The sequence below is a fragment of the Actinoplanes sp. CA-051413 genome (assembly GCF_050955795.1).
In the GTDB taxonomy this organism is placed as follows: domain Bacteria; phylum Actinomycetota; class Actinomycetes; order Mycobacteriales; family Micromonosporaceae; genus Actinoplanes.
Window position 1 is genome coordinate 8,822,387 of the sequence record NZ_CP192100.1, and the last position, 18,508, is coordinate 8,840,894.

Consider the following 18,508-nt stretch of genomic DNA (forward strand, 5'->3'; position numbering starts at 1 on the left):
GTCGTGCACGTTCCTTAATCCAGAAGGCACGGAACGGCATCGCGCACAAAGCTTGCTCACGCACCGGTGATCTGACGAACGCTGTCCGTCGGTCCCGGCGCGGATGCAGATAAAAGTAAGTAGCACCATTCTCTACCCAATCCAGAAACAAGGAGTGTTGCCGCCATGGACTGGCGTCACCATGCGATCTGCCGCGACGAGGACCCGGAGCTGTTCTTCCCGATCGGGACGTCTGGCCCCGCACTCCTGCAGGTCGAGCAGGCCAAGGCCGTCTGCCGGCGGTGTACCGTGACCGAGTCGTGCCTCGCCTGGGCGCTCGAGTCCGGACAGGACGCCGGCGTATGGGGCGGTATGAGCGAGGACGAGCGGCGCGCAGTCAAGCGTCGCGGCGGCCTCCGGGTCGGTGCCCCTACCGCCTGAACAATCCCCTCACAGCATTCACGCCCCGGGCCACATCGGCTCCGGGGCGTCGTGCTGTCCGGGACCCTACCGCTGACCGACTCCGATCATCGGCTGTTTCGATACGATTACGCCACGCAATGGTGACGCACGGCATGAATGCGATCACGGCCGCTCGCGAAATGATCTCGAAATTACCGTTATCGAAGCCACTATTCGTCGATGCCCGCCCACCCTCCGCAGTGGACACCCCCGCAGCCGGACGATCACTCAATGTGGTCACTCCCAAGCGTGACGCCCGGTGACCGTGTCACTCAGGTGACCGACCGTGCCGGGCGGCGGAGCGGCAACACCCGATCCGTAGGCCGAGCGCGATGATCCACCGTGGTCGAGCTGTTACGCCGGGACGGGACTGACCTGCTGGGCACCGACGGGTTGCAGGTGGACCAGCGAGCGCACCGCCCCGGCCGGCAGCGGTGCGTCGTGGGCGGGCAGGCGGCGCGGCTCAGCCTTGGTGCCGATCGGCTTGAGCATCGTCGGCAGCCGCAAGAGCATCAGCAACAACCGCAGCCCTACAGCCGCGTGGCAGCCGCGGGCGCGACCCCGCCGGCCGGGCAACAACCCCACGGCCGCCGTCCCTCAAGCAGCGAGCGCACCAACACCAGCGAGAGCACGAGCCCCAACCTCCAGCACCCGCCCACCAACCAACTCAGCAACAGCCGGAACATCCGTCAACGGCTGGCCCACCGCACCAACTCCGGCCTCCCGCGCCGAAGCCACCGTCGAATCCCACAACAGCCCAGGCGCAAGGAAGTAAGAAACCAGAGCAACCCGCTCATACCCCGCACCCCGGAGATCACGAACAACGTCACCCGACAGCGGCGGGGCGGCCGAGGCATACGCCACCCGGCACGGCACCCCCACACGGGCGCTCAGAGCCGCCGCAGCCTGCTCCACCGTCGTCCGCGCCGCAGCGTTGCGGGTCCCCGCCGCTGCCAGCACCAGCGCATCTGCCGCAACCGGACCCAGCCGCGTCACCAGACCGTCCAGCAGCAGCCCGGGCACGCGGCCGCCGACCGGCCCCAGCACCTCGGCCTGCGAGACCTCCAGCGCCGGATGCTCGGCCCGGGCCGCGGTGATCTCGCCCGGCACGTCGACCCGGCCGTGGTACGCCGAGGTCAGCAGCAACGGGACCAGCACCGCCCGCCGGTGGCCGGCCTCGGCGTACGAGGCCAGCACCTCCCGTGGGCGCGGGCCGGCATGGTCGAGGTAGGAGGCTCGCACCTCCCACTCCGGGTGCCGGGCCGCGACAGCCCGAGTCAGCGCCTCGGTCGCCCGGGCCGCGCGTGGGTCACGGCTGCCGTGGGCGGTCAGCGTGACGGCTAGACGTGCAGGCCGCATTCGGTCTTCTCGAACATCGCCCAGCGGCCCGCGCGGGGGTCCTCGCCGGCCTTGGTGCGCCGGGTGCACGGCCAGCAGCCGATCGAGCCGTACCCCTTCTTGAAGAGTTCGTTGACCGGCACGTTCCAGCGGGCGATGTAGCGGTCCACGTCGGCCTGGGTCCAGGCCGCGATCGGGTTGACCTTGACCTTGCCCTTCTTGGCGTCGAAGGCCACGACCGGGGTGTTCGCCCGGGTCGGGGACTCGTCGCGGCGCAGGCCGGTGGCCCAGGAGTCGTAGTCGCTCAGGGCGCGTTCGAGCGGCTCGACCTTGCGCAGGAAGCAGCACTCGTCGGGGCTGCGGGCGAAGAGCCGGGGCCCGAACTCGCCGTCCTGCTGGCCGACGGTCATCCGCGGGCGGATCGAGCGCACGTTCACGTCCATCGTGCGGGCGACCGTGTCGCGGATCTTGAGGGTCTCGGGGAAGTGCAGGCCGGTGTCGAGGAACACCACGTCCACGCCGGGCGAGACCCGGGAGAACAGGTGGGCGACGACCGCGTCGGCCATCGAGCTGGTCACGCAGAAGCGGTCGCCGAAGGTGCTGGTCGCCCAGCGGGCGATCTCCTCGGCGGGGGCACCCTCGAGCGCGACGCCGGCCGCGTCGGCCAGTGCCTTCAACTCGAGAGCGTTGCGGCGGGTCGGATCGGCCGGGGCGGCGGGGGCCCCGAGGGACACCAGTCCCAGGCCGGCGGCGGTCACCACAGTCATCGGTTCACTCCCTTGGCGAGCAGTCCGTTGAACTTGACCGTGAAAACACGGGCGCAGGAGTGGCACTCCCAGGCACCGTGCGAAGCCTCGTTGGGGCGCAGGTCCTCTTCACCGCAGTAGGGGCAGTAGAGGGGGGCTGATCTGGCATCGCTCATTTCACGAGCTCCTCTTCCGCCCGGATGACCCAGTCGGCGAAGGTCTCGCCGTCGCCGCGGCCGGCCAGGTAGTTGCGGGCGAGGCGCTCCACGTACCCGGGGAGCTCCTCCGCGGTGGCCTTCAGGCCCCGCACCTTGCGGCCGAAGCCGGCGGTCTGGCCCTGCGCCATGCCGAGGCCGCCGCCGAGGTGGATCTGGAAGCCCTCGACCTGCTCGCCGTGCTCGTTCATGACGAGCATGCCCTTGAGGCCGATGTCGGCCACCTGGGTGCGGGCGCAGGCGTTGGGGCAGCCGTTGATGTGGATCGAGATGTCGGCGTCGAAGTCGCGCAGCCGCTCCTCCAGCCGGGCGACGAGCTCCTCGCCGCGGGCCTTGGTCTCGACGATCGCGAGCTTGCAGTACTCGATGCCGGTGCAGGCCATGGTGCCGCGGCGCCAGGCCGACGGCCGGGCCTCCAGCCCGATCCCGCGCAGGCCCGCGACCAGCGGTTCGACCTGGTCGTCGGCGATGTCCAGGACCAAAAGCTTCTGGTACGGGGTGAGCCGCACCCGGTCGGAGCCGTGGGCCGCCACCAGGTCGGCCAGCTTGCTGAGCTGCACGCCGGAGGAACGGCCGACGACCGGCGCCGCACCCACGTAGTTCCGGCCGTCGCGCTGCTTGTGCACGCCGATGTGGTCGACCGGCTTGTCCGGCAGCACCGGCGGCGGCCCGTCGATCAGGGCCCGGCCCAGGTATTCCTTCTCCAGGACCTCGCGGAACTTCGCCACGCCCCAGTCGGCCAGCAGGAACTTCAGCCGGGCCCGGTTGCGCAGGCGCCGGTAGCCGTAGTCGCGGAAGATCCCGACCACGCCCTCCCAGACGTCCGGGATCTCGTCCAGCGGCACCCACACGCCCAGCCGCTCGGCGAGCCGCGGGTTGGTGGAGAGGCCGCCGCCGACCCAGACGTCGAAGCCCGGTCCGTGCTGCGGGTGCACCACGCCGAGCAGCGCGATGTCGTTCACCTCGTGCGGCGTGTCGGCCAGCCACGAGATCGACGTCTTGAACTTGCGGGGCAGGTTGGAGTAGCGCGGGTCACCGAGATACCGCTCGACGATCGTGTCGATGGCCGAGGTCGGGTCGATGACCTCCTCGGTGGAGACGCCGGCGACCGGGCTGCCCAGCACGACGCGCGGGCAGTCGCCGCAGGCCTCGGTGGTCTCCAGGCCGACCGCCTCCAGCCGGCGCCAGATCTCCGGCATGTCCTCGACCCGGATCCAGTGCAGCTGGATGTTCTGCCGGTCGGTGATGTCGGCGGAGCCGCGGGCGAACTCGGTGGAGATGTCGGCGATGGTGCGCAGCTGGGCGAGGTTGAGGGCGCCGCCGTCGATGCGGACGCGGAGCATGAAGTACTCGTCCTCGAGCTCGTGCGGCTCGAGCACCGCGGTGCGACCGCCGTCGATCCCCGCCTTGCGCTGGGTGTAGAGCCCCCACCAGCGGAAACGCCCCCGAAGGTCCTGCGGGTCGATGCCCGCGAAGCCGGTGTGGGCGTAGATGTGCTCGATCCGGGCCCGGACGTTGAGCGGGTTGTCGTCCTTCTTGATCCGCTCGTTCGGGTTCAGCGGTTCGCGGTGTCCGAGCGCCCACTGGCCCTCGCCACGCGCCTTACGGGGGCGAGCGGCGGGCTTGGTGGCCGGGGTGCTGTCCAGCGCCATGTCGGCGTTCCTCCAGGTAATTCTGCCGGTGGGCGCGCTGTACGCGGTCGGCTCCTGTGAGGGCTCGCGACTTCAGTGTCTGGCGAGGGCCGGCGCGTCGTGCGCGCCCGAAAAAAGAGATCGGGCGGCGTCAGGAAGCCGGACACATCGCGCTGCGGACACGGCCGTAATCGACGTGGCGACGAGCCACGAAGCGGCGGTCAACTGCAGCGGTCATGCCGGTAAGCCTCTCACGCGAGACCCTTTACGGCCAGTGCGGTCCAGATTCCGGGAGTGTGGCGGCGGACACCGTGAGTCAGAGGTCCTGGGCGGCGTCGTGCTGGCGGTGCCACAGCAGCCGCAGCCACTCGTTGGCGCCCGCCGCGGGCTCCACGGACGGCACCGGGGTCGGCGCGGTCTCCACCAGTTGCAACAGCCGCCAGGCCAGGCCGAAACACTCGTCGTCGCCGAAACCGCGTACGAGCAACCGGGCCTCCTCGTCGCTCACCGGCCACCGCACGGCACACAGACGACTCTCCAGCTCGCCGAAGGCCGCGTCGCCGGCCTCGGAGTCGTCCGCTTCGGACGGCAGGGGGCCCAACTCGACAAATCGAAGAACCTCACTACGGACGCCCATTGAACGATCTTCACACAGCCGGGCAAAGCCCGCAGGAATCAGCGCTTGCCGAGGGGCACCACCAGGACGGCCTCCGTGCCGCCGCCGGCCCGGTTGCGCAGCTCGATGCTGCCGCGCAGCTCACCGGTCGCCAGCGCGCGGACGATCTGCAGGCCGAGCCGGCCGCTCGCGTCGGCGTGGAACTCGTCCGGCAGGCCCTGGCCGTTGTCCGCCACGGTCACGTGCAGTTGCTTGCGGAACCGGTGCGCCGAGACCACCACCTCGCCGGTCGGCGCCGGCGGGGTCAGCGACGGCTCGGGCGCCGGGGCGTCCTCGTCGGGCGCCGGGAAGCCGTGCTCCACCGCGTTGATCAGCAGCTCGTTGAGGACCATCACCAGCGAGGTGGCGATCTCCGCCGGCAGTACGCCGAACGTGCCCTCGCGGCGCATCTTGACCGTGATCTCGGTGGCTGCGACCTCGGTGGCCGCCGTGGCAACCCGGTCCACGATGCCGTCGAAGTCGACCGCCTCGTCGCTCGACATGGACAGCGTCTCGTGCACCAGCGCGATCGAGGCCACCCGCCGTACGGATTCCTGCAGGGCCACCCGGGCCTCCGGGGCGTTGACCCGCCGGGCCTGCAGGCGCAGCAGCGCCGCGACCGTCTGCAGGTTGTTCTTGACCCGGTGGTGGATCTCGCGGATCGTCGCGTCCTTGGTCATCAGGGCCCGGTCCCGGCGGCGGACCTCGGTGACGTCCCGGGCGAGCACCAGCGCACCGATCGGCACGCCCGCCGGCATCAGCGGCAGGGCCCGGATCAGCACGGTCGCGCCGCGGGCCTCCACCTCCTTGCGGGGAGGGGCCTCGCCGCGCAAGGAGGTGAGGATGCGTTCCGCCGCGTCGGTGCCCTCGAGCGGGTCGGCGGCCAGCCGGCTGGAGAGCACCGACAACTCCTCGCCGACCAGGTGGGCGTTGAAACCGAGCCGCCGGTACGCGGACTGCGCGTTCGGGCTGGCGTAGGTGACCTTGCCGCCGGCGTCGAGGCGGATCAGCCCGTCGCCGACGCGCGGGGCGGACGTGGTCTCGCCCGGGTGCGCGGGTGGCGGGAACGTGCCGTCGGCGACCATCTGGGCCAGGTCGTCGGCCGTGGTCAGGTAGTTGAGCTCCAGCTGGCTCGGGGTGCGCGCGGTGGACAGGTTGGTGTCGCGGCCGATCACCGCGATGACCTCGATGTTCTCGTCGGCGCCGCGCAGCCGTACCGGGATCGCCTCGTGCCGGGCCGGGGTGTCGCCGTACCAGACCGGGTCGCCCTCGCGCCAGATCCGGCCCTGGGTGAACGCGATGTCGAGGTGGGCGACCTCAGGGCCGCCCACCTTCTTGCCGACCTGGTCGTCCTGGTACGCCGTCGACGATGTGTTGGGCCGGACCTGGGCGACGCAGAGGAACTCCCGCGGGCCCTCCGCACCCCGCAGCGGCACCCAGAGCAGCAGGTCAGCGAAGGAGAGGTCGGACAGCAACTGCCAGTCGCCGGCGAGCCGGGTCAGGTGGTCGATGTCGTCAGGACCGAGGCCGGTGTGTTCTTCGGCGAGATCGCGCAGCGTGGACACCGCACAAGCCTGCCATGCCCATGTTGCGGGCCGTCACGATCAGAGCGTGGACGTGACCTTGTTCAGGCCGCGCGGCGCGTCCGGGTCCTCACCACGGGCCAGCGCCAGGGCCAGGGCCAGGCGCTGCAGGGGCAGGATGTCGAGCAGCGGCGCATAGCGCTCGTCGACCGCCGGGACGGCGAGCCGGCCGGCGGCGCCGGGGATGTCGGTGGCCCCGACGGTGACGACGTCGGCGCGTCGCTCACCCAGGCGGGTCACCACGTCGGCCATGGAGGCGCCGCCGGGCCCGGTGCCGACAACAGCGAGCACCGGTACGTCGGGATCCGTCATCGCCAGCGGCCCGTGCAACAGGTCGGCGCCCGAGAAGGCCAGGGCCGGCAGGTACGACGTCTCCATCAGCTTGAGGGCGGTCTCGCGGGCGGTCGGGTACGCGTACCCCCGGCCGGTGGTGACCAGGCGCGACGCGAAGCGGTAGCGCTGCGCCAGCTCGTCCGCGCCGTGATCGCCCAGCGCGTCCTCGGCGAGCTGCGGCAGCTTCTCGAGCGCGGCGCGTTCCTCGGCGGGCAGGGTGCCGTCACCGTTGCGGATGCCCTCGACCAGCAGCAACAGCGCGAACAGCTCCGCCGTGTAGGTCTTGGTGGCGGCGACGGCGCGCTCGTGCCCGGCCGCCACATCCACCGAGAGCTCGGCGGTCTGGGCCAGCGTGGAGGCGGGGTTGTTGGTCACCGCGAGGGTCAGCGCGCCGCTGTCCCGGGCGACCCTGAGCACCTCGGTGAGGTCGGGCGAGCCGCCGCTCTGGCTGACCCCCACGACCAGCGCGTCCTTGAGGTCGGGACGGGCGCCGTAGAGGGTGATGGCGCTGGGCGAGGCGAGACCGACCGGCAGGCCGAGCCGGATCTCGGTCAGGTACGCGGCGTAGAGCGCGGCGTGGTCGGAGGTCCCGCGGCCGACGAAGACCACGTGGCGCGGGCGCCGCTCGGCCACCCGGGCAGCGGCATCCGCGATGGCTTTCGCGGACTCTCCCTCCAGCAGCCGTGCGTAACCTCCCGGCTGCTCTGCGATGTCGGCCGCCATTCCCTGGCCTCGCTGCGTCACTGGTCCTCCCCCTCATGCGCGGTACAGCTCGATCGGTGCGCAGTCTTGCACTTTTGAGCCGGAAAACGCAACGTTTCGAGCACAGATGCGCATGGATTGCGGCCTGACATGTCGAGAATCGTCGCCTAGGCTCGCGTCGGTGGCACACGGCGTGCCATGCGAGGAAGGCGTGGCCATGGAAGACCCCCGGCGCTCCGCCGATCGCGACCTCGAGCAGGCCCGCGCGGCCCTCGAGCGTGGCGAGATGCACCACGCCGCCGATCACCTGGCCGGCGCCATCGCGCACGCGCCGACCCTGCCCGAGACCCACGAGCTGCTCAGCCGGCTGGCCGCCCGCGCCGACGGCGGCCTGGAGCTCTTCCCGCTGGAGCAGCACGCCTTCGTCGGCACGGTGGTCGCCCGGGCCCACCTGCTCGCCGCCGCCGGCCGCCCCGAGGACGGGCTGCCGCTGCTGGTCGCGGCCAGCGGGCACACACCCGGCGTCGACTGGGCGGGCGTGCCCTGGGTCAGCGACCCCGCGCTGGGTGCCCGGATGGAGCCAGGGCTGCTGGCGCAGATCGTCATGCAGCTGTGCACCACCATCGGCGACCCGGCCCCCGAGGCCGGCCGCGAGTCCCTGCTGCCGTATCTGACGCTGGTCCGGCACGCCGTCGAGGCACACCCGGAGCAGGCCATGCTGCTCGGCGCCGGCTCGGCCCTGGCCCGCCGGCTCGGCGAGCCCACCCTGGCGGTCGAGTGGGCCGTGCGCGGCGCCCGGCTGCGGCCGTCCAAGCTGGCCGAGATCTGGCTGGGCTACGCCTACCGCAGCGCGGACCGCATCCCCGAGTCGCTGGCCGCCCTGCGCCGCGCGGTCATGTACGACCCCGACGACCTCTCGGTGTACGCCGACATCGCCGGCACCCTGGCCGACCACGGCCGCCTGGACGACGCGCTGGCCTGGGCCGACCGGGCGCTGGCCAAGGACCCCGAGTTCGACTGCGCCGTGCACACCGCGCACCGGCTGCGCTACCGCGCCGACGGCGACCTGACCCACCTGATCCGCCTGGCCGACTTCCAGCGCGACCACCCCGACGACACCCACGAGCACGCCGACCTGGCCGACTGCTGCGCCGACCAGCCCTGGCTCAGCCGGGTGCCGTCCGCGCCCGGCACAGCGCCGGACCCGGCCCGGGAGCCGTTCGTGGCGGGCCGCCCGACGGAGGCCGCGGTGGAACGCCTGCACCGGGTCGCGCACCCGCTGTGGCCGCACCCGCCGGCCGCCTACGACGCGGCCCTCGGGCTGGTCCTGGTCGAGCCGGAGGATCTGCTGGCCCTGATCGCCCACCCGCCGGCGGCCCCGGACAACGAGGTGGGACAGGCGCTGGCCGCCCACGACCCGGCGCTGTGGACCCGCTGCGCGCAGGTCTGGGCCTGCCTGGGGCTGCTGCACCAGCGCACGGACGAGCCGTGGGCCGGATCGGTGCGCCGCCGCCTGCTGGTCGAGCTGGCCACCACGGGCACCGACCAGATCACCGAGGCGGCGCTCTTCGCCCTGGTCACGGCCGCCTGGGTGGAGCCGTCGGCCCGGGCCGACGTCGCTGAGCTGGTCACCCGCCGGCTGACGGAGATCACCGCTACGCGGCAGCCGCTGGCCTGGTCGGTGGCGCAGCTCGCGCTGGCAACCCCGGAGCTGGCCGCGGAGGTACGGCTGCGGGCCGCGGAAGTGGTGCGCGCCGAGGAGGATCACGCGGCGCCGGTGCTGCCCCGTCAGCGCCGCCGCGGTGGTCGTCTGCGGCGCTGGCTGTCGGGCCGCCCTATTCGATGACGGCGATCAGGTCGCCTTCCTGCACCACGTCACCCTCGTTGACCGCGAGCCGGGCCACGACCCCGTCCGACTCGGCGAGCACCGGGATCTCCATCTTCATCGACTCGAGGATCACCAGGGTGTCGCCCTCCTCGACCTCGGCACCGGCGGCGGACACGACCTTCCACACGTTGGCCACCATTTCGGCTCGGATCTCGTCGGCCATGGGGTAGTCCTCCTCGTCGCGGCGCTGCTCCGGTGACGGTATCCAATCATGGTCCGGCCGCGGGGGCATACGGGGCGTGCGGGCCGGGCCGTCTACCATCGGCGGGTTGACCGCGAGGACGAACGGAGATCGAGATGGCCAAGAAGTCTCGTAAGAAGAAGGCCCGGAAGAAGAACGCCGCCAACCACGGCAAGCGTCCCAACTCCTGAGCCGTGGACAGCGAGAAGGGCCGGTAGCTCACGCCACCGGCCCTTCTTCACGTCCGACGTCCCCGCGGGTCAGGGCAGGAACTCGTGGCTCTCCGCCTCGACCACGTACTCGCTGAGCTTCACCCGGAGCCGCTCGCGCAGCTCCTTGGGTGCCGTCTCGTCGCCGCAGCAGCGGGCGACGAGCGCCTTCACCTCGTGCTCGATGCCGTACTCACGCAGGCAGTCGGAGCAGTCGTCGAGGTGCCGCTGGATCAGCTCCCGGCGGTCATCGCTGCACTCCAGGTCGAGATACAGGTAGACCTCGCTGATCACGACGCTGCAGTCGGTCTTCTGGGCTTCGTCGTTCACGTCGCTCACGCCTCCTGTGCGGCGGGCGTGCCGGAGGTGCGGGTGATCCCCCGGTCGACGGCGTACTGCTCGAGCAGCTTGCGCAGGTTCCGCCGGCCGCGGTGCAGGCGGGACATGACCGTGCCGATCGGCGTGCCCATGATGTCGGCGATCTCCTTGTACGAGAAACCCTCGACATCGGCGAGGTAGACGGCCAGCCGGAACTCCTCGGGCAGCTGCTGCAGCGCGTCCTTGATGTCGCTGTCGGGCAGCCGGTCCAGCGCCTCGGTCTCGGCCGAACGCAGACCCGCGGACGTGTGCGACTCGGACGAGGCGAGCTGCCAGTCCGAGATCTCCTCGGTGGGAGCCTGCACGGGCTGCCGCTGCTTGCGCCGGTACGAGTTGATATAGGTGTTCGTGAGGATGCGGTACAGCCAGGCCTTGAGGTTGGTGCCCTCCTCGAACTGGTGGAACGCGGAGAACGCCTTGAGGAAGGTCTCCTGCACGAGGTCCTCGGCATCGGCCGGGTTGCGCGTCATGCGCAGGCCGGCCGCGTAAAGCTGGTCCACGAAGGGCAGCGCGTCCCGCTCGAAGCGCGCCCGGCGCTCCTCGGTCTTCTCGCTGCGTTCGCTTCTTTCCGTCCGCTCTGCTGGCGTCACCCGCACGTCTCCCCTCGACCGCCCCGCCGAGGATACGGGTAGTGCCCCGTCAACAGATTCAAAAACCGCCGGTGATGTGACGCTCACCGATGATGTGACGGGCCCCGTGACAGCCGCCGGCCACTCGGGCGCGTGCAGCAGCTGCTGCACCTTGCGCACCTGCGGGCCGCCGCGCTGGACGAATCCGGTTCCGGCTTGCACTTTGGGGTACCCCTTCCGACGTACAGCCTTCCGGGTGATGTAACGGTGGCGAGGGTGCCCGCATTCCGGATTCAGCGGGCCCACCTGTGCGCCCGCAGCCACGCGACCACGATCGCGGCGGTGCCGGGCAGATCACGGCGCAGATCGTGGACGGCGCCGGGGCGTACGGCGACCTCCACGACGCCGCCCGGCTCGGGCACGCCGAAAGGATCGCGGTCGCCGTTGACGACCAGGGTCGGGATGCGGACCGGCAGCTCATCGGCGCGGCTGCGTTCCGGCCTGCCCGGCGGATGCAGGGGGAAGGCGAGGGCCAGCACCCCGGCCGCGCCCAGCTGCTCCGCCGTCCGGCAGGCCACCCGGGCCCCGCTGGAGCGCCCGCCCAGGATCAACGGCAGGCCGCCGTCGGCGATCTCGGCCACCACCGCCGTCCAGGCCTCGTCCAGGTGGCCGGCCGGCGCGGGCGCACGACGCCCGGCGACGCGGTACGGCTGGGTCACCAGCGCGACCCTGGCGCTCGCGGCCACGGCGGCGTCATGCACCGCGGTCAGATCGGGCGCGTCCACGTCACCGCCCGCGCCGTGGCCGAGGACGAGCTGACAGAGCGACGGGCCGGCGGGGTCCGTGATCCGGACCCCCGCCGGCCCGCGCGGTGTGTCGATCGAGAAGCTGTGCACAACTCCTATGTCTAGCGGCTCACCGGCACAAGTGTGAGCAGGCGGCGATCTTCTTCGTCCGGTCCGTCGTCGACTTCCTCGCCGTCCGGCTGCACCCGCTCGCGCCAGGCGACCAGCATCGCCCGCCGTTCGCGTGGTGTCGTCCCGCCCCAGACGCCGTGGCAGTCGCCCACCTGCAAGGCCCAAGCCAGGCACGGCCCTTGGACATCGCAGCTGCCGCAGAGTGCGACCGCACTCTCGGACGGCTCGTTCGGAGCCGGGAAGAACGTTTCCGGATCGACCGTGCGGCAGGCGCCGCGGGTGCGCCACGCTTCATCACTGCGACGGTCTTCGATCGCGCTGAGCAACCTTGGGTCGCGCCTGGCAATGGCGACCTCATGTGGACGCGGCATTCGAGCACGTGTCATCAGCCCACCTCCCCCGTGGGTACCGGTAAAGCCGTGATGGGCGGTCCGCACCGTACGGATCGACATCACACCGGCGCTGGTTTCTATCGCACGGAGGAAGATCAGAACAAGGGTCTTATCTATCTCGCAACAAAGTTTCCAGTGAAGAACCCCTGCATATAGGGGTATAACGCTTCGCGCTTATCAGCGAAGCGGCAATTCGGACACCCGGAATGATCGCATTTCGTCGCTCAGAACAGGGTCACCTCTGCGGGCTTCTCCGGCTCCGGAGCGGTCAGCAGATGCGGGCCGTTGTTGCGCACGTTTCCGACGTCCGGACGGACCGGGCGGACCTCGATCGCCTCGAGCTCGGCGGGCGACATCGGCTGCAGCAGAGCGGGCGCCTCACCGCCGCCGGCCAGCCACTGCGACCAGCGCTCCCGCGGCAGGATCAGCGGCATCCGGTCGTGCACCTCGGCCAGCCCGCCCAGCGCGGCAGTGGTCAGCACGCTGCAGGTCAGCAACTGCTCGCGCCACATCGTCCAGATGCCGGCGAAGGCGAGCACCGAGGAATCGCGCGGGGTCATGTAGAACGCCCGCTTGGTCTTTCCGTCGCGCACCCACTCGAACCAGCCGTCGGCCGGGACCAGGCACCGGCGGCGCTCGAACGACGGGGCGAAGGCCCGCGAGGTGGCCACGGTCTCGGCCCGGGCGTTGATCATCCGGGCGCCGGTGCGCGGGTCGTCCGCCCACGGCGGGACCAGGCCCCAGCGGGCGGAGTCCACGACCCGGCCGCCGTGCCGCTGCGACATGCGCACCAGGGGAACGGGATCGGTGGGAGCGACGTTCCAGCTCGGCCCCAGCGCCTCCGTGACGCTCGTGGCGTCGAAGAGCAGGCTGAGGTCGGCCTCGCTCCGCGTCGTCGCGTACCGCCCACACATAGCGCCGACCCTACGCCCGGCGCGCCGATCGTGTTGCCCCGCGCAAGCTGTCGTACCCGAACGGCAGAATGGGGGCCGTGACAGCTCAAGCACGCCCCTGGACGGCCCCCGTCAGCAGCCGGCCGGTCACGGCCACGGTCGCCCTGCCCGGCTCCAAGTCGATGACGGCCCGGGCCCTGGTGCTGAGCGCGCTCGCCGACGGCCCGTCGGAGATCCGCCGCCCGCTGCGGGCCCGCGACACCACGCTCATGGCCGCCGGGCTGCGGGCCCTGGGCGTCGCGGTCGACACCACGGCCGACGAGGTGTGGCGGGTCGAGCCCGGCCCGCTGCGCGGACCGGCCCGGGTCGACGTGGGGCTGGCCGGCACGATCATGCGCTTCGCCCCGCCGGTGGCCGCCCTGGCCGACGGCACGGTCACCTTCGACGGCGACCCGCACGCCCGCAACCGGCCGCTGCGTCCCATCGTCGAGGCGCTGCGCACGCTGGGCGTCGACCTCGACGCCTCGGAAACCGGCGGGCTCCCGCTGGAGATCCGCGGCACCGGCCTGGTCACCGGCGGCGAGGCGGTCATCGACGCCTCCGGGTCCAGCCAGTTCGTCTCCGGGCTGCTGCTCTCCGCGCCCCGCTTCGCCAAGGGGCTCGTGCTGCGCCACGAGGGCCCGCCGGTGCCCTCCGCGCCGCACCTGCGGATGACCACCCACATGCTGCGCGCCGCGGGCGCGACGGTGGACGAGGGCGTGCCGGACGTGTGGGCCGTCGAGCCCGGCGGGCTGCACGGACGCACCTGGGACATCGAGCCCGACCTGTCCGGCGCCGCGCCGTTCTTCGCCGCGGCCATGGTCACCGGCGGCGCCGTCACGCTGGCCGGCTGGCCGCGCGACAGCTGGCAGCCGGTCGGCCGGCTGAGCGAGCTGCTGACCGCACTGGGCGCCGAGGTGACCCAGGACGACACCGGCCTCACCGTGCGGGGCACCGGCGCGCTGCACGGCCTGCGCGCCGACCTGTCCGAGGTCAGCGAGCTGACGCCGGTCGTCGCTGCGCTGGCCGCGCTCGCCGACGGGCCGAGCGAGCTGCGCGGCGTCGCCCACATCCGCGGCCACGAGACCGACCGGATCGCCGCGCTGGCCACCGAGCTGCGCAAGATCGGCGCGGAGGTCGTCGAGCACCCCGACGGCCTGGAGATCACCCCGGGACCGCTGCAGGCGGCCACCCTCGAGACGTACGCCGACCACCGGATGGCCCACGCGGCGGCGGTGCTGGGACTCGCCGTCGAGGGCGTCCGGCTCACCGACGTAGCGTGTACCTCCAAGACCCTGCCGGAGTTCCCCGAGCTCTGGGCCGACCTCGTGACAGGGAGCTGAAGCTGCCCGGCAAGAAGCGCGAGTACGACGAGGACGACGTCCGGATCAGACCGGGGCGGTCCTCGCGTCCGCGTACCCGCACCAGGCCCAAGCACGAGGACGCCATCGACGCGCTCGTGATCACCGTGGACCGCGGCCGGTACGGCTGCATTCGGGAGGACGCCGAGCACCTCGACGAGCTGATCACCGCGATGCGCGCCCGCGAGCTGGGCCGCAAGTCCGTCGTCGTCGGCGACCGGGTCGCCCTGGTCGGCGACACCTCCGGGGCCCCCGGCGCACTGGCCCGGATCGTGCGCATCGCCGAACGCACCTCGGTGCTGCGCCGCACGGCGGACGACGACGACACCACCCCCGAGGGCCGGCTCGAACGCGTCGTCGTGGCCAACGCCGACCAGCTCGTCATCGTCAGCGCGCTGGCCGACCCGCCGCCACGCACCGGCTTCATCGACCGTTGCCTGGTGGCGGCGTACGACGCGGACGTCGAGCCGCTGCTGTGCCTGACCAAGGCCGACCTGGCCGGGCCGGCCGCGGTGCTCGACTACTACGCCGAGCTGGACCTGCCGTACGTTTTGGTCAAGCCGGAGAGCGACCTCACCGAGGTGCGCGACCGGCTGGCCGGGCGCATCTCCGTCATGGTCGGCCACTCCGGCGTCGGCAAGTCCACGCTGGTCAACCGGCTGGTGCCGGACGCGCTGCGAGCGGTCGGCGTGGTCAGCGCGATCGGCAAGGGCCGGCACACCTCGACCAGCGCGGTGGCGCTGCGGCTCCCCCGGGTGCAGAAGAAGGGCGACCCCGGCTGGATCATCGACACGCCGGGCATCCGCAGCTTCGGGCTGGCCCACGTGAGTGCAGAGAGTCTGCTGCACGGCTTCCCGGACCTGGTCGAAGGCACGGTGGACTGCCCGCCGAACTGCGGCCACACGGCCGCGGACGTGGACTGCAAGCTGGACGCCTGGGTGGCGGCGGGCAAGGCCGACCCGCGGCGGCTGGCGTCGTACCGCCGGCTGTTGAGCTCGCGGGCCGGCGAGGACAACTCGCGCGACCAGAGCGAGTAGCGCCGGGCCTGGCGGCCCTGGGGCTGGGCGACCCGACGGCGCGGCCCGAGGCGGCCCGGCGATCCGGCGCGGCGCCGGGAGGGCCGCGGCCCACAGAGGCGGCGCGGCCCGGGGAGGCGGCGCGGCCCGGGGAGGCGGCGCGGCCCGGGGAGGCGGCGCGGCCCGGGGAGGCGGCGCGGCCCGGGGAGGCGGCGCGGCCCGGGGAGGCGGCGCGGCCCGGGGAGGCGGCGCGGCCCGGGAAGGCGGCGCGGCCCGGGAAGGCGGCGCGGCCCGGGGAGGCGGCGCGGCCCGGTGAGGGCGCGCGGGGTGATCGGCTAGCGTGCCCGCATGGCCTCGTATGCCGATGACCTCGCCCTCGCCCACCTGCTCGCCGACACCGCGGACTCGATCTCCGTGGCCCGGTTCCGGGCCCTGGACCTGCATGTCGAGTCGAAGCCGGACCTCACCCCGGTCTCCGACGCCGACAAGGCGGTCGAGCAGGCGATCCGCGCGACCCTGGCCCGGGCCCGCCCGCGCGACGGTGTGCTCGGTGAGGAGTTCGGCATGTCGACCCCGCCGGCCGGGCAGGGCAACCGGCACTGGGTGATCGACCCGATCGACGGCACCAAGAATTTCATCCGCGGAGTGCCCGTCTGGGGCACCCTGATCGCCCTGCTGGAGGGTGAGCGGCCGGTCGCCGGGCTGGTTTCCGCTCCCGCGCTGGGCCGCCGCTGGTGGGGCGCGCTGGGCCACGGGTCCTGGGCCGGTAAGCACCAGCGGGCCGCCGCCCGGATCTCCGTGTCCGCCGTGCGCCGGATGGCCGACGCCAGTTTCTGCTACGCCAGCCTGCCGAGCTGGGAGGAGGCCGGCCGGCTGGAGCCGATGCTGCAGATCATGCGGGACTCGTGGCGCAGCCGGGCCTACGGCGACTTCTACGGTTACATGCTGCTCGCCGAGGGCGCCGTGGATGTCATGGTCGAGCCTGAGCTGTCGCTGTGGGACGTGGCCGCCCTGATCCCGATCGTCACCGAGGCCGGTGGCTCGTTCACCGATCTGGCGGGTGAGCGGGCGCCCGGGGACGGGAGTGCCATCGCTACCAACGGTCACTTGCACGACGAAATTCTCGGGCGGCTGGCGGCCGGGGTGCCCTCGACGCACCGTTAGTCTCCGGGCGGCGCCGAAGCTGGTCTATTCTCGCCGGGTGATGTCGCCGGGCTGGTTCTACCTCGCCGCGATGATTGCCGCGTACGGGGTCGCCAACCTGCTGCAGTCGATGGCCGCGGCCCGCACCACGGTGCATCACACCTTCGACCCGCAGCTGCTGGTCCGCCTCGCCTGTCACCGTACGTATCTGCTCGGGTTGGTCTGTCAGGTCCTGGGTTTTGTGCTGGCCTTCATCGCCCGGCGTGATCTTCCGCTGTTCCTGGTGCAGGCGAGCGTGGCCGCCGGTCTCGGGGTGACGGCGCTGCTGGGTGTCCTGGTGCTGAAGTGGACCTTGCCCGTGGCCGAGGTCGCCCTGCTCGTGCTGCTGCTCGGTGGCATCACCGCCCTGGTCCTGTCCGCCCAGCCTGCCCATTCCCGTCAGCTGGGGACGGCCGGAGTGGTCGGCCTGGCCGTCGCGGTGGCGGTCATCGGCATCCTGGGCTTCTTCGCGGTACGCCTGCACGGCGCCCTCGGCTCGGTGGCGCTCGGCTCGCTGGCCGGCATCGCCTTCTCCGCCGCCGCCATCGCCGCCCGCCCGCTGGCCGTGGAGCAGTCGTTCGGGGGCTACTGCAGCAACCCGCTGCTGTATCTGCTCGTCGCCCACTCGATCGTCGGCCAGCTCCTGCTCGGCCTGGCCATGCAGCGGGGCTCCACGACAGCGGCGGTGGCCGCGATGGACGCCGCCGGGGCGGTGCCGGCGGCGATCGTGGGGCTGCTGTTGCTCGGCGACCGGATCCATCCGGGCCGCGAGTGGCTGGCCGCGGTCGGCTTCGTCGTCACGCTCGGCGCGGTGATCGCGATGACCCGCTACGCCGAGCCTCAGCACCACCACGCCACGGCCCGCGCGGCCTCGGGCCGGCGCCCGGACGGCGCGCGGCTGCATCCCGCCGGCCGATGAGCGTGCATGAGCCGGCGCGCACGGGGTACGTCTCAGACCCATGCCCTTCTGCCCCGAATAGTGCAGATACCCGGAAGCAACGCACCCGTGGGCGGCCCCGTGCCGGAATGCGAAGCCCACACGCGTTAGGCACAATGGAGCGATCATGGCGAGCGAGGTCCGACACCAGGTCGACACAGGGCAGGCCTACGCGGTCGTCCGGGTGACCGGGGTGCTCGACGCCGCCACCGCCCCGCGCGTGCGGTCCTGCCTGCTCGGGCTGCTCGCCGATCAGCCCGAGGCCCTGGTGGTCGACGTCCGGCAGCTCACCGCCGGTGCGCCCGACGCGGTCGCCGTGCTGACCGACCTCGCCCGGGACGCCGCTGACTGGCCGGGCTGTCACCTGCTGCTGAGTGCGAGCCCGGGCGCCTCGGCCTGGCGCGACACCGGTCTGCCGGTCTGGCCGACGCCCGAGGAGGCCATCGCCGCCCTCGGTGCCCCGGAGCCGCGGCGCTTCCTGCGGGCCCAGCTCGAGCCGGTCGTCGGCGCCGCCCGGCGTTCGCGGGAGCTGGTCACCGAGGCGTGCGCCCGCTGGGACCTGCCCGACCTGGCCGGCCCCGCCTGCATCGTGATCACCGAGATGGTCAACAACGTGGTCGCGCACGCGCACACCCCGATGACGGTGCTGTTCGCCCTGCGCGGCGAGAGCATGTCGGTGGCCGTCCGCGACCACTCCACCCACGTACCCCGCTTCACCGGCAGCCCGGTGCCGGTGACCTCGTACGGCGGCCGCGGCCTGCTGCTGATCGACTCGGTGGCGCAGCGCTGGGGCAGCCTGCCGCTGGACGACGGCAAGGTCGTGTGGGCCGTCCTGGACGCCGGCGAGTCCGCCGGCCAACTGCCCAGCACAGGCTTGGCGGGCCACGCGCGCGGGTAGATTG

21 protein-coding genes are annotated in these 18,508 nt (G+C 72.4%); 8 read left to right on the forward strand and 13 right to left on the reverse strand.

From position 1 onward, the window contains the following. Nucleotides 1–165 precede the first annotated feature (165 nt). Nucleotides 166–420 carry a WhiB family transcriptional regulator gene (locus ACQP2Y_RS41615; protein WP_364299773.1) on the forward strand — a complete coding sequence of 85 codons (255 nt, stop codon included), beginning with the start codon at nucleotides 166–168 and terminating at the stop codon, nucleotides 418–420. A gap of 375 nt (nucleotides 421–795) precedes the next feature. Here the strand turns inward: ACQP2Y_RS41615 and ACQP2Y_RS41620 are convergent, their stop codons facing one another. The 7 genes from ACQP2Y_RS41620 to ACQP2Y_RS41650 all read right to left on the reverse strand — a co-directional run bounded on the left by ACQP2Y_RS41620 (nucleotide 796) and on the right by ACQP2Y_RS41650 (nucleotide 7,665). Beyond that, nucleotides 796–954 carry a hypothetical protein gene (locus ACQP2Y_RS41620; protein WP_433721829.1) on the reverse strand — a complete coding sequence of 53 codons (159 nt, stop codon included), beginning with the start codon at nucleotides 952–954 and terminating at the stop codon, nucleotides 796–798. A gap of 84 nt (nucleotides 955–1,038) precedes the next feature. Then, nucleotides 1,039–1,800, reverse strand: coding sequence for a sirohydrochlorin chelatase (locus ACQP2Y_RS41625; RefSeq protein ID WP_433721830.1), 762 nt, complete (start codon nucleotides 1,798–1,800; stop codon nucleotides 1,039–1,041). Then, nucleotides 1,782–2,546, reverse strand: coding sequence for a phosphoadenylyl-sulfate reductase (locus ACQP2Y_RS41630; RefSeq protein ID WP_433721831.1), 765 nt, complete (start codon nucleotides 2,544–2,546; stop codon nucleotides 1,782–1,784). The genes ACQP2Y_RS41625 and ACQP2Y_RS41630 overlap by 19 nt, the downstream gene beginning before the upstream one ends. 151 nt (nucleotides 2,547–2,697) lie before the next feature. Next, nucleotides 2,698–4,392 (reverse strand): nitrite/sulfite reductase, encoded by a 1,695-nt coding sequence (locus tag ACQP2Y_RS41635; RefSeq protein ID WP_433721832.1) that lies wholly within the window; start codon nucleotides 4,390–4,392, stop codon nucleotides 2,698–2,700. A 295-nt stretch (nucleotides 4,393–4,687) separates the two neighbouring features. Continuing rightward, nucleotides 4,688–5,008 carry a hypothetical protein gene (locus tag ACQP2Y_RS41640; RefSeq protein ID WP_433721833.1) on the reverse strand — a complete coding sequence of 107 codons (321 nt, stop codon included), beginning with the start codon at nucleotides 5,006–5,008 and terminating at the stop codon, nucleotides 4,688–4,690. Between the two features lie 38 nt (nucleotides 5,009–5,046). Continuing rightward, nucleotides 5,047–6,591: a sensor histidine kinase gene (locus ACQP2Y_RS41645; protein WP_433721834.1), complete on the reverse strand. Its 1,545-nt coding sequence runs from the start codon at nucleotides 6,589–6,591 to the stop codon at nucleotides 5,047–5,049. A 39-nt stretch (nucleotides 6,592–6,630) separates the two neighbouring features. After that, nucleotides 6,631–7,665, reverse strand: a complete 1,035-nt coding sequence (locus ACQP2Y_RS41650; RefSeq protein WP_433732288.1) for an SIS domain-containing protein — start codon at nucleotides 7,663–7,665, stop codon at nucleotides 6,631–6,633. Nucleotides 7,666–7,861: 196 nt separating this feature from the next. Here ACQP2Y_RS41650 and ACQP2Y_RS41655 point away from each other — a divergent pair, with 196 nt between their 5' ends. Continuing rightward, nucleotides 7,862–9,490, forward strand: coding sequence for a tetratricopeptide repeat protein (locus tag ACQP2Y_RS41655; protein WP_433721835.1), 1,629 nt, complete (start codon nucleotides 7,862–7,864; stop codon nucleotides 9,488–9,490). Here ACQP2Y_RS41655 and ACQP2Y_RS41660 read toward each other — a convergent pair. Beyond that, nucleotides 9,480–9,695 carry a biotin/lipoyl-binding carrier protein gene (locus tag ACQP2Y_RS41660; protein WP_360833583.1) on the reverse strand — a complete coding sequence of 72 codons (216 nt, stop codon included), beginning with the start codon at nucleotides 9,693–9,695 and terminating at the stop codon, nucleotides 9,480–9,482. The genes ACQP2Y_RS41655 and ACQP2Y_RS41660 overlap by 11 nt on opposite strands. A gap of 134 nt (nucleotides 9,696–9,829) precedes the next feature. Between ACQP2Y_RS41660 and ACQP2Y_RS41665 the strand changes: the two genes are divergently transcribed. Then, entirely contained in the window at nucleotides 9,830–9,904 is a 75-nt protein-coding gene (locus tag ACQP2Y_RS41665) for a 50S ribosomal protein bL37 (protein ID WP_372433306.1), read from the forward strand. Between the two features lie 69 nt (nucleotides 9,905–9,973). On the opposite strand, the gene rsrA is transcribed toward ACQP2Y_RS41665, so the two are convergent. The 5 genes from rsrA to ACQP2Y_RS41690 form a co-directional block, all read right to left on the reverse strand. Further along, a complete protein-coding gene (gene rsrA / locus ACQP2Y_RS41670; protein WP_433721836.1) occupies nucleotides 9,974–10,261 on the reverse strand; it encodes a mycothiol system anti-sigma-R factor in 288 nt (95 codons plus the stop codon). Then, nucleotides 10,258–11,091, reverse strand: a complete 834-nt coding sequence (locus ACQP2Y_RS41675) for a sigma-70 family RNA polymerase sigma factor (protein WP_433732290.1) — start codon at nucleotides 11,089–11,091, stop codon at nucleotides 10,258–10,260. The genes rsrA and ACQP2Y_RS41675 overlap by 4 nt, the downstream gene beginning before the upstream one ends. Before the next feature lie 71 nt (nucleotides 11,092–11,162). Continuing rightward, nucleotides 11,163–11,765: an alpha/beta hydrolase family protein gene (locus tag ACQP2Y_RS41680; protein WP_433721837.1), complete on the reverse strand. Its 603-nt coding sequence runs from the start codon at nucleotides 11,763–11,765 to the stop codon at nucleotides 11,163–11,165. A gap of 11 nt (nucleotides 11,766–11,776) precedes the next feature. Beyond that, nucleotides 11,777–12,172 (reverse strand): WhiB family transcriptional regulator, encoded by a 396-nt coding sequence (locus ACQP2Y_RS41685; protein WP_433721838.1) that lies wholly within the window; start codon nucleotides 12,170–12,172, stop codon nucleotides 11,777–11,779. A 230-nt stretch (nucleotides 12,173–12,402) separates the two neighbouring features. Then, nucleotides 12,403–13,092: an SOS response-associated peptidase gene (locus ACQP2Y_RS41690; RefSeq protein ID WP_433721839.1), complete on the reverse strand. Its 690-nt coding sequence runs from the start codon at nucleotides 13,090–13,092 to the stop codon at nucleotides 12,403–12,405. A 68-nt stretch (nucleotides 13,093–13,160) separates the two neighbouring features. Here ACQP2Y_RS41690 and aroA point away from each other — a divergent pair, with 68 nt between their 5' ends. The 5 genes from aroA (at nucleotide 13,161) to ACQP2Y_RS41715 (ending at nucleotide 18,504) form a co-directional block, all read left to right on the forward strand. Then, nucleotides 13,161–14,453, forward strand: a complete 1,293-nt coding sequence (aroA, locus tag ACQP2Y_RS41695; RefSeq protein ID WP_433721840.1) for a 3-phosphoshikimate 1-carboxyvinyltransferase — start codon at nucleotides 13,161–13,163, stop codon at nucleotides 14,451–14,453. A 2-nt stretch (nucleotides 14,454–14,455) separates the two neighbouring features. Further along, complete coding sequence (gene rsgA / locus ACQP2Y_RS41700) at nucleotides 14,456–15,508, forward strand: ribosome small subunit-dependent GTPase A (protein ID WP_433732292.1); 1,053 nt, start codon at nucleotides 14,456–14,458, stop codon at nucleotides 15,506–15,508. A gap of 327 nt (nucleotides 15,509–15,835) precedes the next feature. After that, nucleotides 15,836–16,651, forward strand: a complete 816-nt coding sequence (hisN, locus tag ACQP2Y_RS41705) for a histidinol-phosphatase (protein WP_433721841.1) — start codon at nucleotides 15,836–15,838, stop codon at nucleotides 16,649–16,651. 70 nt (nucleotides 16,652–16,721) lie between these two features. Further along, complete coding sequence (locus tag ACQP2Y_RS41710; protein ID WP_433732294.1) at nucleotides 16,722–17,588, forward strand: hypothetical protein; 867 nt, start codon at nucleotides 16,722–16,724, stop codon at nucleotides 17,586–17,588. Nucleotides 17,589–17,733: 145 nt separating this feature from the next. Continuing rightward, nucleotides 17,734–18,504 (forward strand): ATP-binding protein, encoded by a 771-nt coding sequence (locus tag ACQP2Y_RS41715; RefSeq protein WP_433721842.1) that lies wholly within the window; start codon nucleotides 17,734–17,736, stop codon nucleotides 18,502–18,504. Nucleotides 18,505–18,508 lie beyond the last annotated feature (4 nt).

What these genes read in the sequence shown, in the direction of transcription:
- ACQP2Y_RS41715 (WP_433721842.1), top strand. Translation starts at nt 17,734, where the DNA reads ATGGCGAGCGAGGTCCGACACCAGGTCGACACAGGGCAGGCCTACGCG.
- ACQP2Y_RS41615 (WP_364299773.1), top strand. Translation starts at nt 166, where the DNA reads ATGGACTGGCGTCACCATGCGATCTGCCGCGACGAGGACCCGGAGCTG.
- hisN (WP_433721841.1), top strand. Translation starts at nt 15,836, where the DNA reads ATGGCCTCGTATGCCGATGACCTCGCCCTCGCCCACCTGCTCGCCGAC.
- ACQP2Y_RS41630 (WP_433721831.1), bottom strand. Translation starts at nt 2,546, where the DNA reads ATGACTGTGGTGACCGCCGCCGGCCTGGGACTGGTGTCCCTCGGGGCC.
- aroA (WP_433721840.1), top strand. Translation starts at nt 13,161, where the DNA reads ATGGGGGCCGTGACAGCTCAAGCACGCCCCTGGACGGCCCCCGTCAGC.
- ACQP2Y_RS41660 (WP_360833583.1), bottom strand. Translation starts at nt 9,695, where the DNA reads ATGGCCGACGAGATCCGAGCCGAAATGGTGGCCAACGTGTGGAAGGTC.
- ACQP2Y_RS41650 (WP_433732288.1), bottom strand. Translation starts at nt 7,665, where the DNA reads ATGGCGGCCGACATCGCAGAGCAGCCGGGAGGTTACGCACGGCTGCTG.
- ACQP2Y_RS41655 (WP_433721835.1), top strand. Translation starts at nt 7,862, where the DNA reads ATGGAAGACCCCCGGCGCTCCGCCGATCGCGACCTCGAGCAGGCCCGC.
- ACQP2Y_RS41635 (WP_433721832.1), bottom strand. Translation starts at nt 4,392, where the DNA reads ATGGCGCTGGACAGCACCCCGGCCACCAAGCCCGCCGCTCGCCCCCGT.
- ACQP2Y_RS41710 (WP_433732294.1), top strand. Translation starts at nt 16,722, where the DNA reads ATGATTGCCGCGTACGGGGTCGCCAACCTGCTGCAGTCGATGGCCGCG.
- ACQP2Y_RS41625 (WP_433721830.1), bottom strand. Translation starts at nt 1,800, where the DNA reads ATGCGGCCTGCACGTCTAGCCGTCACGCTGACCGCCCACGGCAGCCGT.
- ACQP2Y_RS41640 (WP_433721833.1), bottom strand. Translation starts at nt 5,008, where the DNA reads ATGGGCGTCCGTAGTGAGGTTCTTCGATTTGTCGAGTTGGGCCCCCTG.
- ACQP2Y_RS41690 (WP_433721839.1), bottom strand. Translation starts at nt 13,092, where the DNA reads ATGTGTGGGCGGTACGCGACGACGCGGAGCGAGGCCGACCTCAGCCTG.
- ACQP2Y_RS41685 (WP_433721838.1), bottom strand. Translation starts at nt 12,172, where the DNA reads ATGACACGTGCTCGAATGCCGCGTCCACATGAGGTCGCCATTGCCAGG.
- ACQP2Y_RS41620 (WP_433721829.1), bottom strand. Translation starts at nt 954, where the DNA reads ATGCTCTTGCGGCTGCCGACGATGCTCAAGCCGATCGGCACCAAGGCT.